The following is a 24,453-nucleotide window of genomic DNA, read 5'->3' as shown; positions in this document are numbered from 1 at the left end:
ATGCGGTGTGTTTTTTTATTCAATGCTTTTTAGACTGGCTGAGTGCGTTCAATCAACCATGCTTTGGCATCGCCCTCCACTCGACCAATCAGCTCATCATGCACTCGCTGATGATAGGCATTAAGCCACGCTTTCTCTTCGGCGGTCAAAAGTTCTGGCAAAATCAAACGAGTGTCGAATGGACATAGGGTCAATTCGTCAAATTTCAAAAATTCGCCAAACTCACTGCTGCCAGCTGGCACATTGACCAAGCAATTTTCTAGGCGGATACCCCATTTGCCCTCACGATACAACCCTGGTTCATTGGTGGTAATCATGCCTTTTTTCATCACTCGCTCTGGTGATGCAGGTGCATTGATGGAGATAACCTGAGGGCCTTCGTGGACATTCATAAAATAGCCCACGCCATGCCCTGTGCCATGACCATAATCCAAGCCCTGTTGCCACATTTGGTTGCGAGTCAACACATCTAATGCCCCTGAGGAGAAATTGACAGGGAAATGAGCTGTCGCCAACGCAATATGAGCTTTTAGGACATAAGTCACATCTTTTTTCTCATCATCACTGATGTTGCCAACGCTTGCCATACGAGTGATGTCGGTAGTGCCGTTGTGATATTGAGCACCAGAGTCAATCAAAATCAGACCATCGCCCTCAATCTGGCTATAACTGTCTTCGGTGGCTTTATAATGGACAATCGCCCCATTGCCACGAAAGCCTGCGATGGTGTCGAAACTTGGCGATACATAATGTGGCTGACGACTGCGTGCCTCAATCAACATATCGGCAATATCAAGCTCACTGACCGCCTCGCCTGCATTGACTTTATTCTCAAAAGCCACAAAAAATTCACACAATGCCGCACCATCTTGACGCATTGCCTCTCTGACATGCTCAATATCAGCATCGGATTTGATGGCTTTTAGCAGTGTGCTTGGGTTGATGGCTTTGATGAGTTGCACCTGTGCTGACAACTGACCAATCGTACCAACCGCTGCTCTCATTGGGTCGATGAGCAAGCTACCGCCAACCTGACCGACCGCCTGATGAACCGCCTCATAATCAGACACTTCAATGCCTGCTTGCGATAAAGCGGTGGTCAATTCATCGTTTAATTTATGCTTGGCAACGAACAAAGTAGCGGTTTGCTTGCCAATCAATAAATGTGCCAAAAAAACAGGATTATAATCAACATCACTGCCACGCAAATTAGTCAGCCATGCAATATCATCAAGGCTAGAAATCAGATGGTAATCCGCTCCCTGCTCTGCCATCATATCACGCACTTGGGCAAGTTTTTGGGCAATGCTGGTATCTACAAACTGTGCTGGGTGAGCATAAATCGGCTCAGCTGGCAAAGTTGGACGGTCTTGCCAAATCTGTGCCAATAAATCCAAATCAGTCACCAGCTCAATATCTTTGCCCGCAAAAGCAGCCGTCAAGGTGTCATATTCGTTCAAAGAAAGCACCGCTCCATCAATGGCAACTTTATTGCCAGCGGTCAAATGCTCTGCCAAAAACTTGGCAAAAGTCGGACGACCGATTTGCATTTTTTGCAGTTCGATGCCTGTATCAGCCAACTGAATTGGGGCCTGTACCCAATAACGACTATCCGTCCATAGACCTGCATAGTCTTGTGTGACAACCAAAGTGCCAACCGACCCAGTAAAGCCAGACAGCCATTCACGACCCTGCCAAAAATTTGGCAAGTATTCAGACATGTGCGGGTCAGCTGACGGTACGATGAGTGCATCAACGCCCTGCTTTGCCATCAAGGCACGAGCGGCGGTCAAGCGTTCACGAATTTGGGTAGAGTAAGACATAATATTTCCTTATAATAAACAAAAAACAAAATCGTCAGACAGTTGCCATTATGCCACATTCAATGGCATTTGGCAAAAAATAAACCCTTGTCATGCAAGGGTTTGATTCATCAGCCATCACTAGATTATTTGGCTTCTTCTTGGGTGCTGGCTGGTGCTTGTTCGGCTGGCTGCTCTGTTTGAGCTGCTTGTTCGCCTTGTTCAGCTGGTTGTGCTTGCTCAGCTTGTTTGTCATCTGTCTTGGCTTGCTCAGCTGGCTTAGCGTCAGTTGAAGCTGGTTGTTCCTGCTCTTTGGCATCAGCTTGGGCTGCTTGTTCGCCTTCGGCTGCTGGTTTTTGTTCTTCTTGGGCTGGCTGCTCAGTTGTTGGCTGCTCCGCTGGTGCTGCTTGTTCAGCCACAGCTTCTTCGGCAGGTTGATGTTCGCCTGCTGGACGCAAAAATGCCGAAATAGCAATACCGCCAATGATGGTCAATAATAATGCGATACCAACCAATGCTGTTAGTGATTCTTTTAGTGGGTTGTTTTCAGAAGCATCATGTGCCATAAGTTACCTGCCTAAATGGGTTGGGAAATTTTTTCTCTATTATATACCAAACGATGGCTTTTTGTAAAATTCCTTTTGTCAAATAAGGAATTATTTTACAAAATCAATCACGCACACCATTGGCGGTGTAGTGCTTTTCACGAGATGAGCTGTGATTTGCTGTCAAACGCACAACACCACTTAACAAAATCAACAACACCGACACCACCAATATCGGATAATGCCCCAAGATGGCGTACGGCGTACTGCCCACAAAGCCAAGCACCTCACCACGCAATACCGCTGGGACAAACTGCGGTAAGCTAGACACAACCTGACCTTTTTCGTTGATGATGGCTGTCACGCCATTATTGGTTGCTCGCACAAACCAACGACCATTTTCAAGGCTACGCATTTGCACCATTTGTAAATGTTGTAGTGGCCCTGCCGAAGTACCAAACCACGCATCATTAGAAACCGTCAAAAGAAAATCGCTGTTTTTGGCATTTTGGCGAGTGGTGTCAGGATAAGCCACTTCGTAGCAAATCGCCACGCCTGCTGCTTTATTTTTGATGCTCAAAGGGGCTTGATTTGCATCGCCCTTGCTAAATGGTTCAGGCAATCCAGGTAGATTTGGCAAAATATTCAACAATCCTGAAAATGGAATGTACTCGCCAAATGGCACTAGATTCTGTTTACGATACACGCCAACCTTATCATCAAAACTCATCACGCCATTATACAGTCGCCCCTCTTCACGATAAGGAATACCCGTAATCCAGCTACTGCCCGAGGCGTGTGCATGGTTGTAAATCTCTGCCAGCAAAGGAGCGATTTCATCTTGAAAAATGGGAACGGCTGCCTCTGGCCAAATCACAACATCTCTACCCCACTCACTTTGGGTCAGTTTGGCGTAGATATTTAGGCTTTCTAGGCGATATTCCGCCAGCCATTTTAGGTCTTGGGGGATATTGCCTTGCACCAACGATACTTGCAGTTTATCGCCTGTTGGCTTAGTCCAAGCAGGAGCAACATAAGAGATGATGCTTGTGGCAATCGCCAATAATCCAGCAATCGCCATATAGCCCCCACGATGGCGAAATAGTTCGATGGTCGCCGCCCCAAACAGCACCGCCAAGAAGCTTAAACCAAACACGCCCGTGATGGGGGCAAGTCCATTCAGCCAAGTTACTTCGGTGAAGGCATAACCCACAAACAGCCAAGGAAATCCAGTCAAAAGCCAAGTTTTTAGCCACTCTTGCAACACCCAAAGCCCTGCAAATGCCAATGGCTGACGACCCAAAAATCGCACAAACACCCACGACATCACACCATGAAACAGTCCCATGATAAAAGCCATCGCCCCAATCATCATCAAAGCAAGATAATTTGGGATACCGCCATATTCATGAATCGAGGTGTATAGCCAAAACGCCCCAACTGCCCAAGTACCAAACCCATAAAACTGACCCAGCCAAAATGCTCGTCTGCCATCATTCTTGGCGGTCAGCAGTGCATACAGCACCATTGGCGAAATGATGGCGATTGGGTATAGATAATAGGGTGCTAACGCCAAACTAAACATCGCCCCTGCCGCCAATGCCAATAGTAACAAAATACCTATTGGTAAGCCTGAATTGGTCTTGGTCTGATGAGCACTGGTGGCTTTTAGAATTTTTGGGGTGGATTTGCCAGTTGGGATATGCGTTGCCATAAGGGTTGAATATTGATAACGAATTTGGGATAGATTTTAGCAAATTTTGCCAATTTTAGCGAGTATATCTGACCATTTACCAAGAAAAAATCCACCTGTCATCAGATGGATTTTTTTAAGATTATTCCGCAGGCTGTGGCACCATCACCAGTTCAAGCAGATGGATAAATCGTCCATCAACATCAACAATGGTGATTTGCCAATCGTCAATCTGCACCACCTCGCCTTCTAGATGGCTGACTGAACCCAATGCTTGCATCACCAAGCCACCCATCGTATCGACATCGGTGTCATCAAAATGACTGCCCAAAATCTCATTACAGTCGCTGATGAGTGTCGAGGCTTGCACAAGCCATACGCCTGATTTTTCAGAATGTGGAACGATGTTATTGATGTCGCTATCTTCATCAATGTCATCATGCTCATCAACGATGTCGCCCACAATCTCTTCAAGCAAGTCTTCCATCGTAACCACGCCAGACACAGAACCAAACTCATCAACCACAATCGCCATATGCACTTGGGCTTTTTGGAGCAGTCTTAACAGCGTATCACAACGAGCTGTTTCGCTGATGTACAAGGGCTTTCGTACCAATTCACTCAATCTTAGGGCATGGTCTTGCCCTTCGGTTTTGGCTTTTAGGATTGGGATTAAATCTTTGGCAAGCAAAATTCCCACCACCGCATTATCGTCTTGACTATCAAAAACAGGATAGCGAGAATGCTCTGTTTCTAGCACCATCGCCAAAATTTCTGATAAATCATCGCCACTGCTGACGGCGGCAACCTGTGGACGGGGTGTCATGATTTCTCGTACTTGCGTGGCAGGTAAATCTAGCACGCCTTCGAGCATATCGACTGTATCAGGCTCCAAAAATTGACGGGAATCTTGGACAAGTTTTAATAAATCATCACGGGTCTCAGGGGCGGTGGATAACCAGCGTTTTAGCCCCCTCATCGACCAACTACCAGAATCATCAGACATGAACGGTATTGACTAACCTCTTTTAGCTATTGGTAAAAAAATTATCGTACAATGTAGCCGATTGGCACATATTATTCAAGCATCTTCATCAAAATTGACAAAAAAATTCAAATCTTCACCCATCGCACGATACGCTCTTCGATTTGTTCATCATCAAAATCAAGCTCGCTGACACACCTGCCTGCCACTGAGACTTTGGCAAAACCAGCCTGATGCGTATCTTGACCCGACATCAATCGATGCCAGCTTGGTAAAGATTGACCCAAGTACAATCTTTTGTAGGCACAATGTCTAGGTAGCCACATCATCTGTGGCAACATCTGTACCGTCAGGCGGATGCAATCAGGTACTTGGGTTTGTCGATGAGCATAATCACGACAATGCCCTGTTTGACAATCAAGCAATTTGCACGCCACATCGGTGTATTCAGTAAAGCGAACATCATCTTCGTCCAAAAACTTCACCAAACAACAGACCCCGCAGCCATCACACAACGCCTCCCATTCAGCATCGTTTAGCTCATCAAGGCGATGATTTTGCCAAAAATTATGGCGTAAAACCGCAGATGTCACGCTGATGCCTTGATGTTTGCCAAGATACGCACCAACAACTGCCAGTACACATCAACACTGGCAATATCCACCATCTCATCAGGTGAGTGAGCATTTTTGATGGTAGGTCCAATCGATACAATATCAAGATTTGGGTGGCTTTGCTTAATCAGACCACATTCTAACCCTGCGTGAATGACCTTGACCTGTGGCAATGTTCCCAAAATCTTGGTGTACTCTTTGATGGTCAGCTGAGTGATGGCAGAGTTTGGTTCAGGATTCCAGCCCACATAACCACCGTCAAACACCGCTTTTGCCCCAGCCAAACGAGCAATACTGTCAATCACAGTGCAGATTGCCTCTTTGCCAGACTCAATCAGTGAACGCACAAGTAGCACTGCCTCAAATTGACCATCAACAATACCCACTCGTCCAAGCGATAATGAGGTCTCCACAGTATCTTCTACCGTATCGCTGTATCGCACCACACCACTAGGCAGTGCATTCATCAAACCAATCAGCTTATCACTGTCTGATGTACTGATTGCCCTGCCATCAAACTGAGTATCTTGCACCAAACTGACGAAACCCGATTCTGCTTGCTTGATTTCCTCAAAAATCTGCTGACAAATCGCCTCAATTTTGACGGTAAGCTGATTTTTTTGTTCAGCTTGGCAAGCGATGATGGCAGACGCCTCTCGTGGAATGGCATTTCTAAGCGTACCACCTTGCACCTGCACGATGGTAAAATGCCCGCCCGACTGCTGCAATGTCGCCAACACTCTGGCAATCAGCTTGATGGCATTGCCGCGATTTTTGTGAATATCAATGCCAGAATGTCCGCCACGCAAGCCTTTGATGCTAATGGATAATGCTGCATCAAAATCACTGTCTTCATACGCCACAGGCAAACTCACATCGGCATCAATACCACCAGCACACCCAATATACACCTCGCCAATCTCTTCGGTGTCGGTATTTATCATCATGCTGGCAGACAGCTCATTAGCCGCCAACCCAATCGCACCCACCATGCCAGTCTCTTCGGTCATGGTCAAAAGCACTTCAAGGGCTGGGTGAGCAATCTCTTTGCTTTCTAGCACCGCCAAACAGCTTGCCAAGCCAATGCCATTATCTGCACCCAAAGTCGTGCCAGTTGCCATCAGCCACTGTGGATTGTCAGGATTGAGACGAAAACGAATGGGGTCTTTGGTAAAATCATGCACTGTATCGGCATTGGCTTGTGGTACCATATCCAGATGAGCTTGTAAAGCAATCGTTGGCATATCCTGCATACCGTTGGTGGCAGCTTTGTTAATGATAACATTACCCACCGCATCACGGCGTACAGGCAAGCCCTGACTTTTTGCCCAATCAACGATGTCGTTTGCCAATGCCTCTTCATGATAGCTTGGGTGAGCAATCGCTCCAATGCGGGCAAACCATCGCCATAATAACGATGGCTCAAACCCTGACACCACTGCCAGATTTTCTTGATATGCTTGTTCGTTCAATGACATAACCGCTCCTTTATTTCATCAGATTATTGGCGAAAACCTGCTTGGCGACATTGGCAAATCGCTCAATCGTACCTGCCACATCAGTCAGCTTGTCCAGCCCAAACAGCCCAATGCGAAAACTTTGATAACTCTCAGGCTCGCCCACTTGTAGTGGCACGCCAGCAGCAATCTGCACGCCTGCTTGGGCAAATGGTGTGCCTTTTTGAATGTCTTGGGTTGGTGCATGACACACCACCACGCCATAGGCTTGGACATCAGGCATTGCCACGCTTTTGATGCCATATTGTGCCAGCACTGCCAAAATCCTCTCGCCAAGCTGTTTTTGGGCGATTTTTAGGGCATCATAGCCAATATTTTTTGCTTCAAATAACGCATCTCTGAGCTGTTTTAGCCCATCGGTTGGCATGGTTGCATGATAGGCATGACCGCCATTTTCATAAGCCAGCATGATGTTTAGCCATGCTTTTAAATCTAGGGCAAAACTTGATGAATGACTTGCCAATACCGCTTCTTTGGCAGTCTTAGACAACATCACCAAGCCTGCACAAGGCGTGCTAGATAGACCTTTTTGTGGTGCGGACAATAGTACATCGATACCAAGCTGCTTCATGTCAAGCCACATACACCCTGAGGCGATACAATCCACCACCAACAAACCCCCAACTTGATGTACAGCCTCGCCAAGCTGCCTGATATATTCATCGCTCACCATCATGCCAGACGCTGTCTCTACATGAGGGACAAAGACCACTTTGGGCTTATGAGTTTTAATATGGCTGGTGATTTCATCGATGTCTGCTGGGGCAAACATTGGCACGCCATCAACCATCGTGGTGCTGGCACAAAATACCTGACTGGACTTGGCAACACCTGTCGCCTGCAAAATCTGCGTCCAGCGATAGCTAAACCAGCCATTTCGCACCACCACGCAGTCTTGATTGTCCGCCAACGCACGCACCACGCCTCCATGCCAGAAGTGCCAGAACCTGGCACAATGGCGACAGCATCAGCCTGATATAGGGCTTTTAATTCGGTGGATAAATCCGTCATCACCGCACAAAACTGCTTGGACATATGATTCAATGCTCGGTCGGTATAGACCACCGAATATTCCAATAATCCATCTGGGTCGATGTCATTTCTTAATGCAGGCATAAAATTGCTCCTTGTATTATTACTGATGTATCCATAAAAAACAGTTAAGAAAATACGCCTAAATATCTCGCTCATCAGCCTAATCCATCAAGCCTATGGTGGCATCATGACCAAAAAATCAACCTGACAGCCTTGCCCAAAACAACACAAACACTTGGCGAGATGATGTTCAATTTACCAAGCCAATCCCAAAAAATCAAGCATCAAAAAAGCAGGCATCACACCTGCTTATCACGATAGCCATGTATCAGCTCATGCGACACCATATCCAGCGTATTGGCATCAGCATGCATGGCGACATGACGAATGAGCTTTGAGGGGCTGTGTGTGAGCGTCTGACTGAGTTTGTGAGCAAAAACTTGCATCACTTGACTGGCATCTTCGCCAGCCAAAAGTCTCTCCATCGCCTTTGCCAGCAGTCTTTGGGTATGTGCATCTGCCATTTTTCGATAGGCGTCAATCTGCCCACGAGCCACTTGCACCTGCATTTGTTGTTCAATATCGGCAACCAACTGACCCACCAACAACTCTGCCTCGACCGCTGCCTGTTGGCGTTCTTGCAGGTTGCCTGCAATGACATGTTGCAAGTCATCAACCGAATACAAATAGACATCATCAAGCTGCCCAACTTTTGGCTCAATATCTCTTGGCACTGCCAAATCAACAAGCAACATTGGCTCATGGCGGCGTTGTTTTAGGGCATTTCGAACCATTGACACATCAATCAAGGCGTGCATACTGCCACTACAACTGCTGACCACATCTGCCTGTGGTAAGACTTGTGCCAACTCATCAAGTGGCACCAGCTCAATATCCAGCTCCCTGCCCGCCTGTGTTGCCATCTGTGCCAGCTCGTCCGCCAATGCAGTTGCTCGTTCATGACTGCGGTTACAGATGATGATTTTTTTGATGCCAAGTGCGGTGACATTATGTGCCACCAAACGATTCATCTCCCCTGCCGCCACCAATAAAAAGGTTAATTGGCTTGGGTCGTCAAAAATCTGAGTCGTCAATTTGGCAGTCGCAAAACCCAAAGTAACCGCCTGAGCCCCCACTTTGGTATCACGACGAACCGTTCGAGCAGCAGCAAACACCTGCTGGGTCAGCCAGCCAAACTCACTGCTGATACCACCATATTCACGAGACACCGCCACCGCTTGACGAATCTGCCCCAAAATCTGCGGCTCGCCCAAAATCATCGAATCTAGCCCTGCCGCCACTCTTAGCCAGTGGTTTAAGGCTCTGGACTCCTGATATACATACAGATAAGGCAAAATCTCATCAAGTGGCAACTGCTTAAAGTCCGCCAGCCACTGACAAACCTTTAACAAAAATTCTGGTAATGCTTGTTGTTCATCGTCATCATCGCTTGGAGGCATCAGTTCATCATCAACCCCAAAATACAATTCGCTGCGATTACAGGTCGAAACAATGGTGCAGCCTGACGATAAAGTGGATAATTGTTCAATGGCTGTTTGCATATCCGAGCCGAACGACAGCCGCTCCCGTAGTGCAACAGGGGCAGTCTTATGATTCACTCCGACAACGGCTAATTTCATACACAAAACCAACAATTAACAAAATTTGGCTATTATAACAGCTTTATCAGCATTGATACAGTCATAATCAAGCCCAAATCCATCAAAGTGCATGACAATCGCTCTTTTTGATTAAATTTTGGCTCATTTTGTTCATTGGTTGGTATTACATCAAAAAAAGTCTGCCAAATCATCGTCATGACAAACATGGGCGGTAACATTTTTTATCAAAATTCACACGGATTTGGTTGCACTTATTCAAAATACTTTTATAATATGACCTTAAAACAAACAATGCTTTTGTGAATGTTTATCCATCAAACCAAGCAATTGACTTGATTTGACTGCTCATGGTTATCCAATAAAACCACACATCATCACCGTTGTCATGCTGTGCGGTTTGGCGTATTGATTTATGGCGATTTTACCCTCTTATCATCTGGCATACAGACACCAAACATCTCTTTGGTGTCTGCGTGTCATCGCCATCTTGCCCATACTGATGGCATTGTCTGCACACGCCCACGCCGATGAGATGATGTCAGACAATCCAAGCAATCCTTTGACCGAAGTTGTCAATCCTGCCTTGCCAGAGGCTTTTTTGGACGACACACTGATTGCCAATGACACCGAGCCAATGCTTGATTCGCCAGACTTATATGCTTTATTGGACGCTGAATTTGCTGCCGATAGAGGCGATATTAGCAAGGCTTTAACCATCTATAAGGCAGAGTCTTTCAAAAAAAATGCCACCCATGTCTTTGAGCGAGCATTGGGCTTATCGCTTGAATTTGAAAGCCCTGACAAATCGCTTGCCTTTGCCACCGCTTGGCAAACGCACAATCCAGAACATTTGCCCGCATGGTTTTATGTGACGCATTTGGCACTCAAAGCAGGTGAGTACAAGCAAGCTGCGGCAATGCTTTCGACCATCTTGCACTATGACCCAAACGCCAATTTGGAACAAATTCTGACTGGCATCATGCCCAGCGACCAAAGCGAACAAAAAGAACTCTTTAACGCCCTCATACCACTTGGGCAAAACAATGCTTCTGTGTCTGTACTGCGAGCAGGTCTATTGATGGGCATTGGCGAACAATCCGCCGCCTTGTTGCATGTGAATCATGCTTTGAGTCTAGAACCGACCAATTTGGCATTCATCACGCTCAAACTTGATATTTTAAAACTACAAAATCGCATGGACGAGCTGTGGGCATATTTACACCAAATTCGCCAAAAACTACCCACCGAAAAAGAACTATATCTCTACGAAATCAGGCATTTGCTTGCTGTTGGCGAACTAAATGATGCTTGGCAATTATTAACACTGGCTAATAAGCATACAAATAGCCCTGATGTGGTTTTATTGTCTGGTCTGGTGGCACTAGATAGTGGTCGTTACACCAACGCCATTGAACTACTGACCCCTTTAACCAAAAATCCCGACTTTAAAAATCAAGCCCATTATTACACCGCCATCGGCTACGAACGACTGGGCGACAATCTCAATGCTCGCAAACACTACGAGCAGGTGCATAGCTATGAACAAGTATTGGACGCACGCACCAAAGTCATGGGTTTTTATATGCTTGAAAACAACATTGACGCTGCGGTCAATACCTTAGTGGCACTCAGAGATGAATTTGAAGTGTACGCCACAGACAGCTACATTCTGCAAGCTGAGCTGTACTTGCGTCAAGGCGATAAACAACACGCCAAAGACCTTTTGACCATCGCCAATCGTGAATACCCAAACGATGACCGCTTGCTGTTTGCCAGTTTTCAGTTGCTTGAAGATGAGCTAAGTTTTGAAGACAGGCGAGCCGCCATTGACAAGCTGTTAGAGTTGGACGACTTCAATCCGCAATACCAGCTTGCCGATGTCAAGTTACGCCTTGAAAAAAATCCTGATGACGATACAGCACTACAAACCGCCATCGACATCAGTCACATCGGGGCTGACGACCCAAATTATGACAGTCAGTTACAACTAGACGCTCTACTGGTGCTTGCTAATCATGCCCTATCCCAGCAGCATTATGATGCCGTCATTGATTATCTACAAGCCCCTTATGATGTGATGCCAACGCTCAATGTTGGTATCGCCCTGTTGCGAGCCTATCAAGGTTTGGATAATCAAGAGATGGTTGAGCAGGTATTATCAGATTTACAAAACAGATTTGGCAATCAAGATGGCTCATTTGACGACAGTCAAATCTATTAACCTCTCGCCCTTAGCTGGACAATCATCATGAAAAATATTCGACTTATCCTGACCGCCTGTGCCTTGACTGGTGTTTTGACCGCCTGCCAAAGCGTGCCTAATACACCCATCGCCCAAACCACCGCCCTGCCAAATGCCCCCATCAAGTTTACCACCACAGGTAAAATTGGCATCACTGCTAAGACCGCTGATGGCACACAAGGCGGCAGTGCTTTTTATGCATGGGCACAAGAGGGTGAGCGGTTTAGCATTGACCTAACTGGTGCATTGGGCATCGGTGCAACCCAAATTCGCTACAATGGCACAACCGCCACCCTAGAAAGCGAACGCACAGGTCTGATTGAAGCGGACAGTCCAGAAGAACTGCTATTATCAGCAACAGGCTGGTACGCCCCCATTTCCCAATTGCCCTATTGGATTGTCGGTCGTAACGCACCCAGCGATGACAGCAAAACTCTTGATACCAATGGACGACTGACCACCGCCAGCAATACAGGTTGGACGGCAAATTTTGAATACGATAAGCACCAACGACCAAGCCGTCTTCGCATCACGCATCAAGACGGTCATCGTGTTGTCATGACCATCACACATCAATAATCATGCGTCAATTAACTTTATTTTCACCCGCCAAACTCAACCTGTTTTTGCACATTACAGGCAAGCGTGCAGACGGCTATCATGATTTGCAAAGCGTCTTTCGTGCCATTGATTTTGGCGATGAGCTGCATTTTGAATGTGACAATCAAGCTGGCTTGGTTTGTCTTACTGGGGCAACGCATTTAACCGCTGACATCAAGGACAATCTGATTATCAAAGCTGCCAATGCACTGGCTGAATATGCTGACATTCAGACACCTGCCACCAACATCACTTTGACCAAACGTCTGCCTACGGGTGCAGGGATTGGTGGTGGTTCAAGCAATGCCGCCACAACGCTGATTGCCCTAAACCAACTTTGGCAAACACACCTAGACACCGACACGCTCATCAACATCGGAGCAAGCATTGGGGCTGATGTGCCATTTTTTATTTTTGCTCATCATCGCTGCCCTGACGCCATCGTCACAGGCATTGGCGAAAAACTTGATGCCATCAAACTGCCAAGCCATCGCTATCTGCTGCTATTGCCCGATGAACACGCTGCTACGGCAAATTTTTTTGCACAGCCTAATCTGCAAAAAAACTGTGCTTACATAGACGAACTTCATCAAAAAACCGACCAATTTTGCCATCGATTAAGCCAAGATTTTGTCAATGTTTTTGAGCCGATTGCCGTCTCCATCTCGCCAAAAATCGCCCAAGCCCTAAGCTATCTACAACAGCTAGAACCCATCAGCAACACCACCGCTCGCCTCAGCGGTACAGGCAGTACAGTTTTTCTACCGATTGGTCACAAGATTGATGATGACACACTGGCACAATGGCAAAAAAACGCCCCTTGTCGCAGCGTCATCGCTCACAGTCTCAAATAAATAAATCATTGATAATCAATAACTTATAAAATTTATTTCGATAATCTGAAACAAGATACTTGCAATTTTGCAAAATATCGGTATAATGTGCGACCTATACAGGGGTATCGCCAAGTTGGTAAGGCATCAGGTTTTGATCCTGACATTCGTTGGTTCGAGTCCAGCTACCTCTGCCAATTTAAAGTTCGCAATCTTTAAAATTGCACCTTAGGGGTATCGCCAAGTTGGTAAGGCATCAGGTTTTGATCCTGACATTCGTTGGTTCGAGTCCAGCTACCTCTGCCAAATCCAAATCAAGCCAGTCATTCGTGATTGGCTTGATTTTTTTGTACTCGCACCGCCATTTTTCATATTTTTTTACCAAAACTGTGTGAATTCTTGCACAAATACTGCAAATTTGTAGCCAAAGATGATAAAATAGCTCATGTGCCAACGATTGCACTTTTTATACTATTTTTGATTTCTTTTACAGGATTTTGCTCATGTCATATATGGCTGTCTTTTCAGGTAGTGCCAATCCAAAACTTGCCCAAACTGTCGCTGACCATCTAAATATCCCTTTGGGTAATGCTGACATTTCTCGTTTTTCTGATGGTGAAATCGCTATCGAAATCAAAGAAAATGTGCGTGGCAAAGATGTCTTCATTCTTCAACCGACCTGCGTACCGACCAATGACAATCTGATGGAAATCGTCCTATTGGCAGACGCTCTACGCCGTTCGAGTGCTGGTCGCATTACAGCGGTCATTCCATACTTTGGCTACGCTCGCCAAGACCGCCGTCCTCGCTCAACTCGTGTACCAATCTCTGCTAAGGTGGTGGCGGATATGCTGTCAATCGCTGGTATTGACCGTGTGGTGGTGGTTGATTTGCATTCTGACCAGATTCAAGGTTTCTTTGATGTGCCTGTGGATAATCTGTATGGCACGCCTGTGCTGCTAAAAGACCTAAAACAACAAAACTACGACAACCTCATGGTGGTATCGCCTGATGTGGGTGGCGTGGTGCGTGCTCGTGCTATGGCAAAACTGTTGGGCGATGCCGACCTTGCCATCATCGACAAACGCCGTGCCCGTGCCAACGAATCACAAGTCATGCACATCATTGGCGATGTATCAGGTCGTGATTGTGTCATCGTGGATGACATCGTTGATACCGCAGGCACACTATGCAAGGCCGCCCAAGCTCTAAAAGACAATGGTGCTAGACGAGTGGTTGGCTACATCACCCACCCTGTCCTATCAGGCAAAGCCATCGAAACCATCAAAAATTCTGCCCTAGATGAGCTGGTAGTGACCGACACCATTCCATTGACCGAAGATGCCAAAGCCTGTGGCAACATTCGCCAAGTCAGCATTGCTGCGATGATTGCTGAAAGCCTTCGCCGCATCAATAATGAAGAATCAATCAGTGCCATGTTTGAATACGAGGCCTAACCAATTACTGACCAATGATAAAATCCCCCATCATTACCATTGTGGGGGATTTCTTTTTAAGAAAATACCACTAAAAGCCTGCCAAAAGACAGAAGTTTTAGTGGTATAAAAGTATTAGAATTTAAACTCGATACCCGTAGCAAAACCTAGCACTTCTTCCTTTCGGTCGCTAGACAGTCTGGTTTCTGAACTATTGGGTGCGATAAAGTCTATCTTTTCTAGGGCTGTTTCAGCATAAACGGTGGCACGACCACTTGCTAAACGAAAGTCTTTGGAAACGCCCAAAGCTCCAACCAAATAGTCGGTGTCTTTGATATTAAATCCCTGACCTGCATAATTTTTAACATAGCCTGCCTGCCCATAAACCGCCCAATCTCTTTGCAAGCTATAAATTAACGAACCAAAGGCTCCTGTTTCATCTTTGCCCGTACCATAATCAGCTTGACGCACCGCAAGAGCCGCACTCCAATCATCAGCATTATAGCGTGCCATGCCAGAAATGGCTTTTAAATCACTACCTGCTTGCGTATAAGCAAAGCCCCAATCAATTTTACCGCTATGTAAAATCTGAGCAACAAACACATCTCGTTTTTTGTTTTCACGAACATTAGAGCCATCGTCTTTATACAGTCTTAGACCTGTAACAGAACTATTATTTTCATCCATTGCATAATGCAATTTGACACGAGTTCTGCCATCTTTGCTTTCCATAAAATAAGGGGAATAGTATTGGACGGTATTATTGGTCTTAAAGCCTGAATTGGTAAAAGGCTTACCAACCCCATACAGCCAGCCACTTTTTGCTACACCCACATCAACCAACTCATCTTCTGGGGTTGTCATACGACCGAAACGAAGACGACCATAATCTTTATGATCCAAACTGATATAGGTCGTACCAGAACGGAAATTGGTTCTTCCATCATCGGCAACTCCCACCAAGTATGTCAAAGAATAGCGAGTTGTTAAATCGTCATTCAACTTTTGGCTTGCAGAAAATTTAATTTCACCAGCTCCTTCAAGTGTTGGTCGCTTATACAAATCCTCTGGGTATGTTACTCGTCCACTATTAAGACTTCTACTGACCACATCAGTTGACTGCTGTAACGCTTCCAACTGAATTTCACCAGAAATTTTTGGGCTGGCGATTGCTGCATTACTCAAAAATGCCATGCCAACGGCACAGCAAAGCATCGAATACTTCATAAAAAAATCCTTATAAAAACCAGCATCTACCACAACTCCTGCTGGCATGAACCGTGAGCAAATTAACAAGGGACTGGCTGGCGAACCAAAAATATGGTTATCCATCTGGCTAAATCCCAAACTAATATTTTCTTTGCACTGCTAGTATATTCAACCTGAAAGTATTTGGCAACAAATTATTACAATTTTTGCAGAATTTTATCAAAATTAATTCAATTTTAAAAAACCTAGGTCATTTTATGTCTGATTTTTTGCTCACTGTGATATAATTTTTGCCATATTGATTTAGCCATTTGCCAATTATTCACATTTTCATCACATAAGGATATTTTATGAAATTTCAAAAAACCTTGCTGGCTATACTGCTTAGCACCGCTGCTAGCCTTACCTTTGCCAACACTGTGATTGACAACCCCAATCCAGAACACGCCAAGGCTCACCGCAATGACCAAACCCAAAAGGCAGAAGCCGACAACCTTGTCATCAAGCCTGTTGTTGCCCCCATCAAAAAGAACAACACACCAAACCGTATCACCTCCACCATCAAGGGCGACCCTACCACAATGCGTGCCTTTACTTGGTTTACCAGCGATGAATTTGTAAACCCTGTGGTCAAAATTTCAACCTCGCCATCAATGAAAAACGCCATCATTGTAGAAGCCACGCCCATCAAAGTTAGCAGCCATTATATTGAACGAGACCAAAAAGGCTATTTTATCTTTAAACGAGTACATCGCAAAACAGGGCAAGTGGTTGGCTATTTTAATGATGAAAACAAAAAAGCCCCGTGGTTTCCAAGAAACGAAGTACCAAACAAAGACGAACGACCTGCCGTTGATGTCATCAAAACACCCGAAACCAGCTACAAGGCATTGGCAGAAAATTTAAAGCCAAACACCACCTATTATTATCAAGTGGGCAGTCGTCAGGGCAAATTTAGCCCTGTGGGAACATTTAAAACCGCAGGGAGTAAAACAGATGCCTTTGGCTTTATTCAATACACCGACAGCCAAAACGCCTATTATAATGAACACACCAACAACGAAGCTCGCTATGCTGCCGATACGCTCTTTCAAGCCCAAAAGGTGCTGCCCAATGCCAGCTTTGTGTTACATACAGGCGACTTTGTAGAGCTTGCCGAAGCCGAAGATGAATGGGTGGATTTGATGAAACAATCCCAAAAAGGCTTGTTAAAAATGAGTCTTGTGCCTGTGGCTGGCAATCACGATGAATTTACCATCAACCGTGATGAATTGATGCTTAATAAATTTAATGACCATTTTAATGTGGACAGTATTGGCAAGATTGATGGTGGTTCTTATTATTCGTTTACCCATAATAATGCCCATTTTGTTGTTTTAAATACCAATGATTACAAGCGAGATGACGAAAAAGCCATCGGCAAAGAGCAGATGGATTGGTTTAAAGCCGATGTCAAAAAAGCAAGGGAGAATGGCGTAGATTGGGTGATTGTTACTTATCATCGTCCCTTATTTTCTAAGGGTTATCACTCTTTGCAAGATGTGGAAACACAAAATGTACGAGATGAGTTTATGAAAACCATTGACGAGCTGGGTGTAGATTTGGCATTGCAAGGACACGACCACACCTACTCTCGTACCAAGTCTTTAAGCTATGCACCAAAGGCGGACAGCTTTGTCAATGCCAAGATTGAAGATGTCAAATACAGCTACAATGGGGCAAATATCAAGACTTTTTATAATCCAAAGGGAACGATTTTTATGGTGCCAAACACCGCAGGCACTAAGGCGTATGATGCCATTTTTGATCGTCCGCTTGCCCATATTCACAAAATCCGCCCAAAGCTAGATTGGCTCACCCAAAGCCAGCTTGAGCATTATAACAGCCTATTTGAAAAAGGTTTTCAACCACAAACCACCGACAAATTTGACACAAGTATTGGCAATGATAGGGATAATACCATTCAAAACTTTGCCACCTATACCATCAATGGCAAAACCTTAACCGCCAAAGTCTATCAAGTCTCTGGCGATTTGTCTAAGGGCGAGGCACGCACGGTTTATCAAGTTGATGAATTTGTCATTCAAAAATAATCTTTGGCACAAAAAAACACGCCCAACATCAACTTTGGGCGTGTTTGTTATTACTTGACTTTCTGATTAGCTTTGGATTTGTTTCATAAAGGCATCAGGTTTTGGTTTTCTGCCCATAAAGTCCACATACATTGCCATCACTTCTTTGGAATTGCCAAGCGATAAGAATTTTTCTACATAGCGTTTGCCTTCGGCACGGTTAAAAATCCCCACCTGCTCAAAGTGCGAAAAGACATCTGCCGACAAAACATCGCTCCAAACATAGCCATAGTAGCCAGCAGCATAAGTGGAACTGGTAAAGATGTGGTTAAAGGTATTTAAAGAACGGTCATAATCTGGGCGTTTGACCAAAGAAGTGGTAACATCGGCTACTTCTTTGACAATGCGTTCTACAAAGCCCTTTTCATTTGGGTTGTATTCATTGTACAAACGAATGTCGCCCAAACCATAATCAATCTGGTTCATTGTGTAGCGAGCCATCATATAATCTTTGGCGGCGGCAGCCTTATCAATCAAACTTTGTGGCAAAGCCTCGCCTGTTTTGTAATGCCCTGAAAACAGCGAAATAGAATCTTTGTGCCACGCCCAATATTCCATCAGCTGACTTGGAAACTCCACCGCATCACGGGCGATGGCAGTGCCTGTGATATTGGTAATGTCCACCGTACTGATAATCTGGTGCAAGCAATGCCCAAACTCGTGTAGCACAGCAATCATATCGTTTTGGGTCAAAAGAGCAACGCCATCTGTAGGCGGTGTGATATTGGCAACTAGCATTGTAACAGGCTTGATGATTTTGCCGTTGGCGGTTTTTCGCTTTAAGATAACATTGCTTTTCCACGCACCACTTCGCTTGCCTTCACGCGTATAAAGGTCGGCATAGGTTGAGCCAAGATGCTGACCCTTATCATCAAAAATATCAAAAAAACGAACCGATGGATGCCAACCCTTGACATCAAAGCGTTCTTTGACCGTAATGCCAAACAAACGGCGATTGACTTCAAACACCCCAGACAGCACCTTATCCATTGGAAAATAAGGGCGAAGCAGTTCTTGGTCAAAGTCGTATTCGGCTTGTTTTTTCTTATTAGTAATATAGTGCATATCCCACGCTTGTGGGTTGTCAATCCCCAATTTTTGTTTGCCATAGGCAATCAAATCGGCGGTTTGGGCTTTGGCAACAGGGGCGGTTTTGGCAAGCAGTCCTTGATAAAAGTCCATCACTTCTTTTGGCGTTTTTGCCATTCGGTCGGCTAGGGCATATTGGGCATAATTGTCATAACCCAAAAGCTTGGCTCTTTCGTATTGCAATGCCAAAATCTCTTCAATCACAGGACTGTTGTCGTATTTTCCGCCATCATCGGCTTGTTTTGAAGCGCGAGTAACATAGGCTTTGTAGAATTTTTCACGAAAATCTCGATTATCAGCATATTCTAGCACAGTGCGGATTGTGGCATCATTGAGCGTAAATTTGTAACCGTCTGTGCCGTCTTTTTTGGCATCTTCTTTGGCAAGGCTTAGCTCTGATTCTGGAATGCCAGAGACTTCTTGCTCGCTTAGGGTCATTGACCATTTGCTAGAATCCAAAGTGTTGTTGGAAAATTGGGTTCTAAGTTTGCTTAGGCGGTCAGAAATTTGTGTTAGTCTTTCTTTTTTGTCAGAAGGTAAGCCCACGCCTGCTCTTTCAAAGTCGGATAATTCTTTGTCCAAAGCTCTTTTTTGGGCATCGGTGTAGCGACTGTATTCGCCACTTTGTTTTAGGCGTTTGAAGGCTTGATAAATTTGGTCATTGGTATTGTACCAATTATTAAATTCGCTTCTGTGCTTTCTGGCAGCATCATAAGCGGTGCGGATTTCTTTGGTGTTGGCAAGCGAATTTAAATCAGAAGCAATGCTAAAACTATAATACCGCAAGGCATACAGCTCTTCTAAGGGCTGATAAAAACTTGCCCAAGTGGGATTGTCTTGTTTAATCAGCTCTTCTGTGATGGCACGAGAACTCTCCATGACAAATTTGATGGCAGGCTCAATATGGGCAGGGCTAATCGCCTGATAATTGGGCAAGGTTTCAAATTGCAATAGGGGGTTATTTTTTAAATCATCTGGAACAGCCATCAAGGGCTTGGCAGAAGTTGGCATCTGCAAGGCGGTCGGCAAAGAATGGCAAGCAGTCAAGGCAAGGCTTGCTGTACTAAGTTGCAAAAAGGAACGGCGTTTCATAAAATTTCCTTATCAAAAAAAACACCACAAACCCAAATGATTTGTGGTGTTACATCAGGGTCTAATCGGCATACAATACCATCATTTACCTTGATAAACAAGTGAAACAATCAGCCTTTTAGACCTTTTTCCATCTCCTCAAAGCGTGCCACGATGAAGTCTTTTGGTGGAGCAGTCATCAAGCTTACCACGATGGTGGCGATGAAACTAAACGCAAAACCAGGCAAAATAGAATAGATGACACTATTAGCTGGCTGACCGTTGATGGTCAATCCACCGTACACCCAAATGATGACGGTCAAAGCACCTACGATAGCACCTGCTAATGCACCATTACGATTCATACGCTTCCACATCAAACTTAGGATAACCAAAGGACCAAATGCCGCCCCAAAGCCTGCCCAAGCGTGTGACACCAGTTCAAGAACTGAGCTATTTCTATCGCCAGCCAAGATGATGGCAACAATGGCAACCACCACCACTGAGATACGACCAACGGTTACTTGCTGGCTTTCTGTGGCATTTTTATTAAAAAATAGCTTATAAACATCACGGGTTAGAGAGCTTGACACCACCAAAAGCTGGCTTGAAATGGTACTCATAATCGCTGCTAAAATCGCCGCTAACAAGAAACCAGAAATCAATGGGTGGAATAACACTTGTGAGAAGAACAAGAAAATTGTTTCAGGGTCGTCTAGTTTTGCCCCTGTTTTGGCGATATAGCCAATCCCAGCCAAGCCTACGCCCAACGCTCCAATCAAAGACAAAATCATCCAGCCCATACCAATGGCGGTTGCTACTGGCACATCTTTGACCGAACGAATCGCCATAAAACGCACGATGATGTGCGGCTGTCCAAAATAGCCAAAGCCCCACGCCATCAAAGAGATGATGCCCATCGTGGTAACGCCATTGGTCCAGTTAAACACTTCGCTGTTTACCTGCTGAGCTGCTGCCATGCCCTCGCTGACACCGCCAATCTCAGTAAATGCCACGATTGGCACCAGAAGCATGGCAATCAGCATGATGACACCTTGCACAAAGTCGGTCAATGACACCGCCAAAAACCCACCAAACAAGGTATAAGCCACCACCACGCCTGCTGTTACCCACAAGCCCAAATCATAAGACAGACCAAGCGAGCTTTCGAACAGCTTGCCACCCGCCACCAGACTTGCTGCGGTATAGACCGTGAAGAAGACAATGATGACCACCGCTGACATGATACGCAGCAGGTGTGAAGTGTCATTAAAGCGATTAGAAAAATAGTCAGGCAAGGTAATCGCATTATCCGCCACTTCGGTGAACACTCGCAGACGAGGAGCAACGATTAGATAGTTGGCAAATGCACCAATGGTTAATCCCAACGCAATCCAAATAGAGACCACCCCAGAGGCATACATATAGCCAGGCAGACCAAGCAGTAGCCAGCCTGACATATCAGACGCACCAGCCGACAGAGCTGTTACCGCAGGGCCAAGATTACGACCGCCAAGCATATAGCCTTCGACATCATTTTTTTGTTTAAAATACGCATAGACACCGATGGCAATCATCAAAATAAAATAGATTGCCAAAGAAATCCAAACGCCAGTTGCCACAGTTTGCATGGCATTCTCCTTAAAACTAGCACTTATTTTTTGTGGCGTGCAAACCAATGATGCTCAAACATCACTCGATGAGTTGCACACCCAATATTCATCAAACTTACTGACTTAAATCAATATCTCTTATTGATACAAAAGCGTTACTATTATAACACAAATTTACGAAAGTAAATTAGATAATGATAATCATTATAATCAATCGGTAAATTTTTTATGTATTTGTTGAAAAATTCAACAAAATTCACAAAAAACTTTGTCAATGAATAGAAAATTTGCTACAATGTCGTCCGATTTTGTTGGCAAAATAAGCCAATAAATGCCACCTAATCCCAAAATTAGGCAATTTTTGACAAACTGGTCGCAAGTTTGTCCTAATCTTTTTATTCATTTAAGGATTTATCCATGAGTCAATTCACTCTAAACGGTGTTGCACGCAGTGCAGACCAGCAGGGCAAAGGTGCGAGCCGCCGCCTGCGTAAAGAAAACCTAATCCCAGCCATCATCTATGGCGGCAAGCAAGAGCCGATTTCTATCTGCGTAAAAACCAACGAATTGGTTAAAGCCCTAGAAAGCGAAGCGTTTTTCTCAACCGTAACTACCATCACTATTGACGGTACTGAGCATAAAGTAGTCATCAAAGCACTACAACGCCACCCAGCCAAAGGCTTCCCACTACATGTTGATTTTCAGCGTGCTTAATTAGACAAAAGTTTGCAAAAACTTTTTCAAAGACCAGTAGGCAATGCTTGCTGGTTTTTTCTTGGATAATAAGGTTATCTCATCTATGAGCATTAAGCTAATTGTTGGGCTTGGCAATCCTGGCAATCAATATACAGATACTCGCCATAATGCAGGATTTTGGTTTGTACAAAGACTGGCAGATGATTTTGGCATCAGCCTAAATTTTGACAAAAAATTTCACGGTCAAGTGGGTAAAGGCATCATACACGGGCAAGAAGTTCGCTTGCTGTTGCCAGAAACTTTCATGAATCGCTCAGGTCAAGCAGTTGCTCCACTCGCCAAATTTTACAACACCCCTGCCGAGCAAATACTCATTGCTCATGATGAACTGGACATTGGTGCTGGTTTTATCAAATTAAAAACAGGTGGCGGACATGGTGGACACAATGGACTAAGAGACATTGTGCCACATTTGGGGCAAGAGTTTCATCGCCTACGAATCGGCATCGGTCGCCCTGCTCATTCATCACAAGTGAGCAACTTTGTGCTGGGTAAGCCTCCTGCCAGCGAACGAGAACTGATTGATAATGCCATTGATTGTGCCATCAAAAGCCTGCCAGATTTGATGAGCGGTAAATTTGACCAAGCACGCAACCAAATCAATGGCTTTAAACCTTAACTTATTTTCTTGCTGATTATTATGCTACTTTCATTACTTGCTGTTGTCGTCGGGCTTGCTATTTTGGTGTACAGTGCCGATGTGTTTATTGATGGTGCGGTGGCGGTGGCTACCAAATATCATATGCCAAAAATGCTCATCGGTGCATTGATTATCGGTGTTGGTACTTCTGCACCCGAACTGGTTGTCTCAGCCTTGTCAGCTTTGTCTGGCAGTCCTGGTTTGGCATTGGGCAATGCCTATGGCTCTAATATCGTTAATATTATGCTGGTGCTGGGCTTGACGCTGCTCATCTCGCCAATCACCATCCAAAAACAAGTGGTCAAATCAGACTTTTTATGGCTAATTGTTGTTACCATCTTGTCGGTATTCTTATTGTTGGACGGTCATCTTGGTCGCTTGGACGCATTTATCCTAATTGCCGCGATGCTTGCCAATATCACTACACAAATCATTAGTGCCAAAAAAAGCAAACAAAGTTTGGCTGAGCAAACCCAAAATGACGACGAATTGCCCAATCCCAACAACATCAAAATCGGTCAATCCCTACTAAAACTTGTGGCAGGGTTGGTCATTTTGATTTTAAGCTCTCGTTTGATTGTTTGGGGTGCGGTAGAACTTGCTAAACTATGGGGGCTACCAGATTTGATTATCGGCTTAACCATTGTTGCAATTGGTACAAGTTTGCCAGAATTAGTCTCATCCATCATTGCTGCTCGTCGTGGCGAGTTTGAGATGGCATTGGGCAATGTGCTAGGCTCAAACCTGTTTAACACTTTGGCGGTCGTTGGTCTTGCCGCCATCATCGCCCCAATGCAGGTATCGGCAGAAATCATCAGCCGTGATATTGTTGTGGTGTGTGCCATCACCGCCGTGCTGTTCTTGCTATGTCTGAATGCTTTGCGAACCAATGGCAAAATTGGTCGATTGGCAGGAGCGTTCTTGGTACTGTGTTTTATTGGTTATAGCAGCTGGCTGGCGGTCAGTGCATTAGGCATCTCTTACGCCACCTAACCACATTATGGCAAAAATCCAGCTCA

Annotated in this window: 17 protein-coding genes, 2 tRNA genes and 2 pseudogenes; 10 read left to right on the top strand and 11 right to left on the bottom strand. The window is 45.1% G+C overall.

All coding sequences use genetic code 11. From position 1 onward, the window contains the following. Positions 1-29 precede the first annotated feature (29 nt). The 8 genes and pseudogenes from LU297_RS06240 to hemA form a co-directional block, all read right to left on the bottom strand. The gene (locus tag LU297_RS06240; RefSeq protein ID WP_349773726.1) at positions 30-1,826 is read right to left on the bottom strand and encodes an aminopeptidase P family protein; all 1,797 of its coding nucleotides are present in this window, start codon (positions 1,824-1,826) and stop codon (positions 30-32) included. Between the two features lie 122 nt (positions 1,827-1,948). Then, on the bottom strand, positions 1,949-2,368 hold the full coding sequence (locus LU297_RS06235) for a hypothetical protein (protein ID WP_263075692.1): 420 nt from the start codon (positions 2,366-2,368) through the stop codon (positions 1,949-1,951). A gap of 103 nt (positions 2,369-2,471) precedes the next feature. Then, the gene (lnt, locus tag LU297_RS06230) at positions 2,472-4,061 is read right to left on the bottom strand and encodes an apolipoprotein N-acyltransferase (protein ID WP_432806242.1); all 1,590 of its coding nucleotides are present in this window, start codon (positions 4,059-4,061) and stop codon (positions 2,472-2,474) included. Positions 4,062-4,182: 121 nt separating this feature from the next. Next, entirely contained in the window at positions 4,183-5,046 is an 864-nt protein-coding gene (locus LU297_RS06225; RefSeq protein ID WP_263075691.1) for a CBS domain-containing protein, read from the bottom strand. A gap of 107 nt (positions 5,047-5,153) precedes the next feature. Next, positions 5,154-5,618 carry a YcgN family cysteine cluster protein gene (locus LU297_RS06220; protein WP_263075690.1) on the bottom strand — a complete coding sequence of 155 codons (465 nt, stop codon included), beginning with the start codon at positions 5,616-5,618 and terminating at the stop codon, positions 5,154-5,156. Further along, the gene (locus LU297_RS06215) at positions 5,615-7,117 is read right to left on the bottom strand and encodes an aminoacyl-histidine dipeptidase (RefSeq protein WP_263075689.1); all 1,503 of its coding nucleotides are present in this window, start codon (positions 7,115-7,117) and stop codon (positions 5,615-5,617) included. Before LU297_RS06215 ends, LU297_RS06220 begins: the two co-directional genes overlap by 4 nt. Before the next feature lie 10 nt (positions 7,118-7,127). Then, positions 7,128-8,272, bottom strand: a pseudogene (locus tag LU297_RS06210) (aminotransferase class V-fold PLP-dependent enzyme). 218 nt (positions 8,273-8,490) lie between these two features. Beyond that, complete coding sequence (gene hemA / locus LU297_RS06205) at positions 8,491-9,831, bottom strand: glutamyl-tRNA reductase (RefSeq protein WP_263075688.1); 1,341 nt, start codon at positions 9,829-9,831, stop codon at positions 8,491-8,493. Between the two features lie 394 nt (positions 9,832-10,225). On the opposite strand from hemA, the gene LU297_RS06200 reads away from it, so the two are divergent. The 6 genes from LU297_RS06200 to LU297_RS06175 all read left to right on the top strand — a co-directional run bounded on the left by LU297_RS06200 (position 10,226) and on the right by LU297_RS06175 (position 14,945). Beyond that, positions 10,226-12,034, top strand: a complete 1,809-nt coding sequence (locus LU297_RS06200) for a tetratricopeptide repeat protein (RefSeq protein WP_263075687.1) — start codon at positions 10,226-10,228, stop codon at positions 12,032-12,034. A gap of 27 nt (positions 12,035-12,061) precedes the next feature. Next, positions 12,062-12,634 carry a lipoprotein insertase outer membrane protein LolB gene (lolB, locus tag LU297_RS06195; RefSeq protein ID WP_263075686.1) on the top strand — a complete coding sequence of 191 codons (573 nt, stop codon included), beginning with the start codon at positions 12,062-12,064 and terminating at the stop codon, positions 12,632-12,634. Between the two features lie 2 nt (positions 12,635-12,636). Next, positions 12,637-13,509 (top strand): 4-(cytidine 5'-diphospho)-2-C-methyl-D-erythritol kinase, encoded by an 873-nt coding sequence (gene ispE / locus LU297_RS06190; RefSeq protein WP_263075685.1) that lies wholly within the window; start codon positions 12,637-12,639, stop codon positions 13,507-13,509. A 100-nt stretch (positions 13,510-13,609) separates the two neighbouring features. Further along, positions 13,610-13,685: transfer RNA gene (locus LU297_RS06185), tRNA-Gln, on the top strand. 33 nt (positions 13,686-13,718) lie between these two features. Continuing rightward, a tRNA-Gln gene (locus tag LU297_RS06180) sits at positions 13,719-13,794 on the top strand. A gap of 197 nt (positions 13,795-13,991) precedes the next feature. Then, positions 13,992-14,945: a ribose-phosphate pyrophosphokinase gene (locus tag LU297_RS06175; protein ID WP_263075684.1), complete on the top strand. Its 954-nt coding sequence runs from the start codon at positions 13,992-13,994 to the stop codon at positions 14,943-14,945. A gap of 114 nt (positions 14,946-15,059) precedes the next feature. On the opposite strand, the gene LU297_RS06170 is transcribed toward LU297_RS06175, so the two are convergent. Next, positions 15,060-16,256 carry a porin gene (locus LU297_RS06170; protein ID WP_263075683.1) on the bottom strand — a complete coding sequence of 399 codons (1,197 nt, stop codon included), beginning with the start codon at positions 16,254-16,256 and terminating at the stop codon, positions 15,060-15,062. 227 nt (positions 16,257-16,483) lie between these two features. Between LU297_RS06170 and LU297_RS06165 the strand changes: the two genes are divergently transcribed. Then, positions 16,484-18,226, top strand: coding sequence for a purple acid phosphatase family protein (locus LU297_RS06165; RefSeq protein ID WP_263075682.1), 1,743 nt, complete (start codon positions 16,484-16,486; stop codon positions 18,224-18,226). Positions 18,227-18,292: 66 nt separating this feature from the next. Here LU297_RS06165 and LU297_RS06160 read toward each other — a convergent pair whose 3' ends face one another. Together LU297_RS06160 and putP are read right to left on the bottom strand one after the other, a co-directional pair. Further along, positions 18,293-20,446 (bottom strand): M3 family metallopeptidase, encoded by a 2,154-nt coding sequence (locus tag LU297_RS06160; protein ID WP_263075681.1) that lies wholly within the window; start codon positions 20,444-20,446, stop codon positions 18,293-18,295. A gap of 110 nt (positions 20,447-20,556) precedes the next feature. Next, on the bottom strand, positions 20,557-22,056 hold the full coding sequence (putP, locus tag LU297_RS06155; RefSeq protein ID WP_263075680.1) for a sodium/proline symporter PutP: 1,500 nt from the start codon (positions 22,054-22,056) through the stop codon (positions 20,557-20,559). Positions 22,057-22,455: 399 nt separating this feature from the next. On the opposite strand from putP, the pseudogene rplY reads away from it, so the two are divergent. From rplY to LU297_RS06140, 3 genes and pseudogenes are all read left to right on the top strand, one after another. Then, positions 22,456-22,746, top strand: a pseudogene (gene rplY / locus LU297_RS06150) (50S ribosomal protein L25); the annotation flags it as partial. Positions 22,747-22,837: 91 nt separating this feature from the next. Then, entirely contained in the window at positions 22,838-23,413 is a 576-nt protein-coding gene (gene pth / locus LU297_RS06145; RefSeq protein WP_263075679.1) for an aminoacyl-tRNA hydrolase, read from the top strand. A 21-nt stretch (positions 23,414-23,434) separates the two neighbouring features. Continuing rightward, on the top strand, positions 23,435-24,427 hold the full coding sequence (locus LU297_RS06140; RefSeq protein ID WP_263075678.1) for a calcium/sodium antiporter: 993 nt from the start codon (positions 23,435-23,437) through the stop codon (positions 24,425-24,427). The last annotated feature ends 26 nt before the right edge of the window (positions 24,428-24,453 follow it).

Source organism: Moraxella nasicaprae (genome assembly GCF_025643275.1).
GTDB lineage: Bacteria > Pseudomonadota > Gammaproteobacteria > Pseudomonadales > Moraxellaceae > Moraxella > Moraxella nasicaprae.
The sequence above is the reverse complement of the archived record's forward strand: the minus strand, read 5'-3'. Positions and strand labels throughout refer to the sequence as shown.

Coding starts and splice junctions, on each gene's coding strand:
- LU297_RS06235 (WP_263075692.1), bottom strand. CDS start 2,368: ATGGCACATGATGCTTCTGAAAACAACCCACTAAAAGAATCACTAACA.
- lnt (WP_432806242.1), bottom strand. CDS start 4,061: ATGGCAACGCATATCCCAACTGGCAAATCCACCCCAAAAATTCTAAAA.
- LU297_RS06225 (WP_263075691.1), bottom strand. CDS start 5,046: ATGTCTGATGATTCTGGTAGTTGGTCGATGAGGGGGCTAAAACGCTGG.
- LU297_RS06215 (WP_263075689.1), bottom strand. CDS start 7,117: ATGTCATTGAACGAACAAGCATATCAAGAAAATCTGGCAGTGGTGTCA.
- hemA (WP_263075688.1), bottom strand. CDS start 9,831: ATGAAATTAGCCGTTGTCGGAGTGAATCATAAGACTGCCCCTGTTGCA.
- LU297_RS06200 (WP_263075687.1), top strand. CDS start 10,226: ATGGCGATTTTACCCTCTTATCATCTGGCATACAGACACCAAACATCT.
- lolB (WP_263075686.1), top strand. CDS start 12,062: ATGAAAAATATTCGACTTATCCTGACCGCCTGTGCCTTGACTGGTGTT.
- ispE (WP_263075685.1), top strand. CDS start 12,637: ATGCGTCAATTAACTTTATTTTCACCCGCCAAACTCAACCTGTTTTTG.
- LU297_RS06175 (WP_263075684.1), top strand. CDS start 13,992: ATGTCATATATGGCTGTCTTTTCAGGTAGTGCCAATCCAAAACTTGCC.
- LU297_RS06170 (WP_263075683.1), bottom strand. CDS start 16,256: ATGGATAACCATATTTTTGGTTCGCCAGCCAGTCCCTTGTTAATTTGC.
- LU297_RS06165 (WP_263075682.1), top strand. CDS start 16,484: ATGAAATTTCAAAAAACCTTGCTGGCTATACTGCTTAGCACCGCTGCT.
- LU297_RS06160 (WP_263075681.1), bottom strand. CDS start 20,446: ATGAAACGCCGTTCCTTTTTGCAACTTAGTACAGCAAGCCTTGCCTTG.
- putP (WP_263075680.1), bottom strand. CDS start 22,056: ATGCAAACTGTGGCAACTGGCGTTTGGATTTCTTTGGCAATCTATTTT.
- pth (WP_263075679.1), top strand. CDS start 22,838: ATGAGCATTAAGCTAATTGTTGGGCTTGGCAATCCTGGCAATCAATAT.
- LU297_RS06140 (WP_263075678.1), top strand. CDS start 23,435: ATGCTACTTTCATTACTTGCTGTTGTCGTCGGGCTTGCTATTTTGGTG.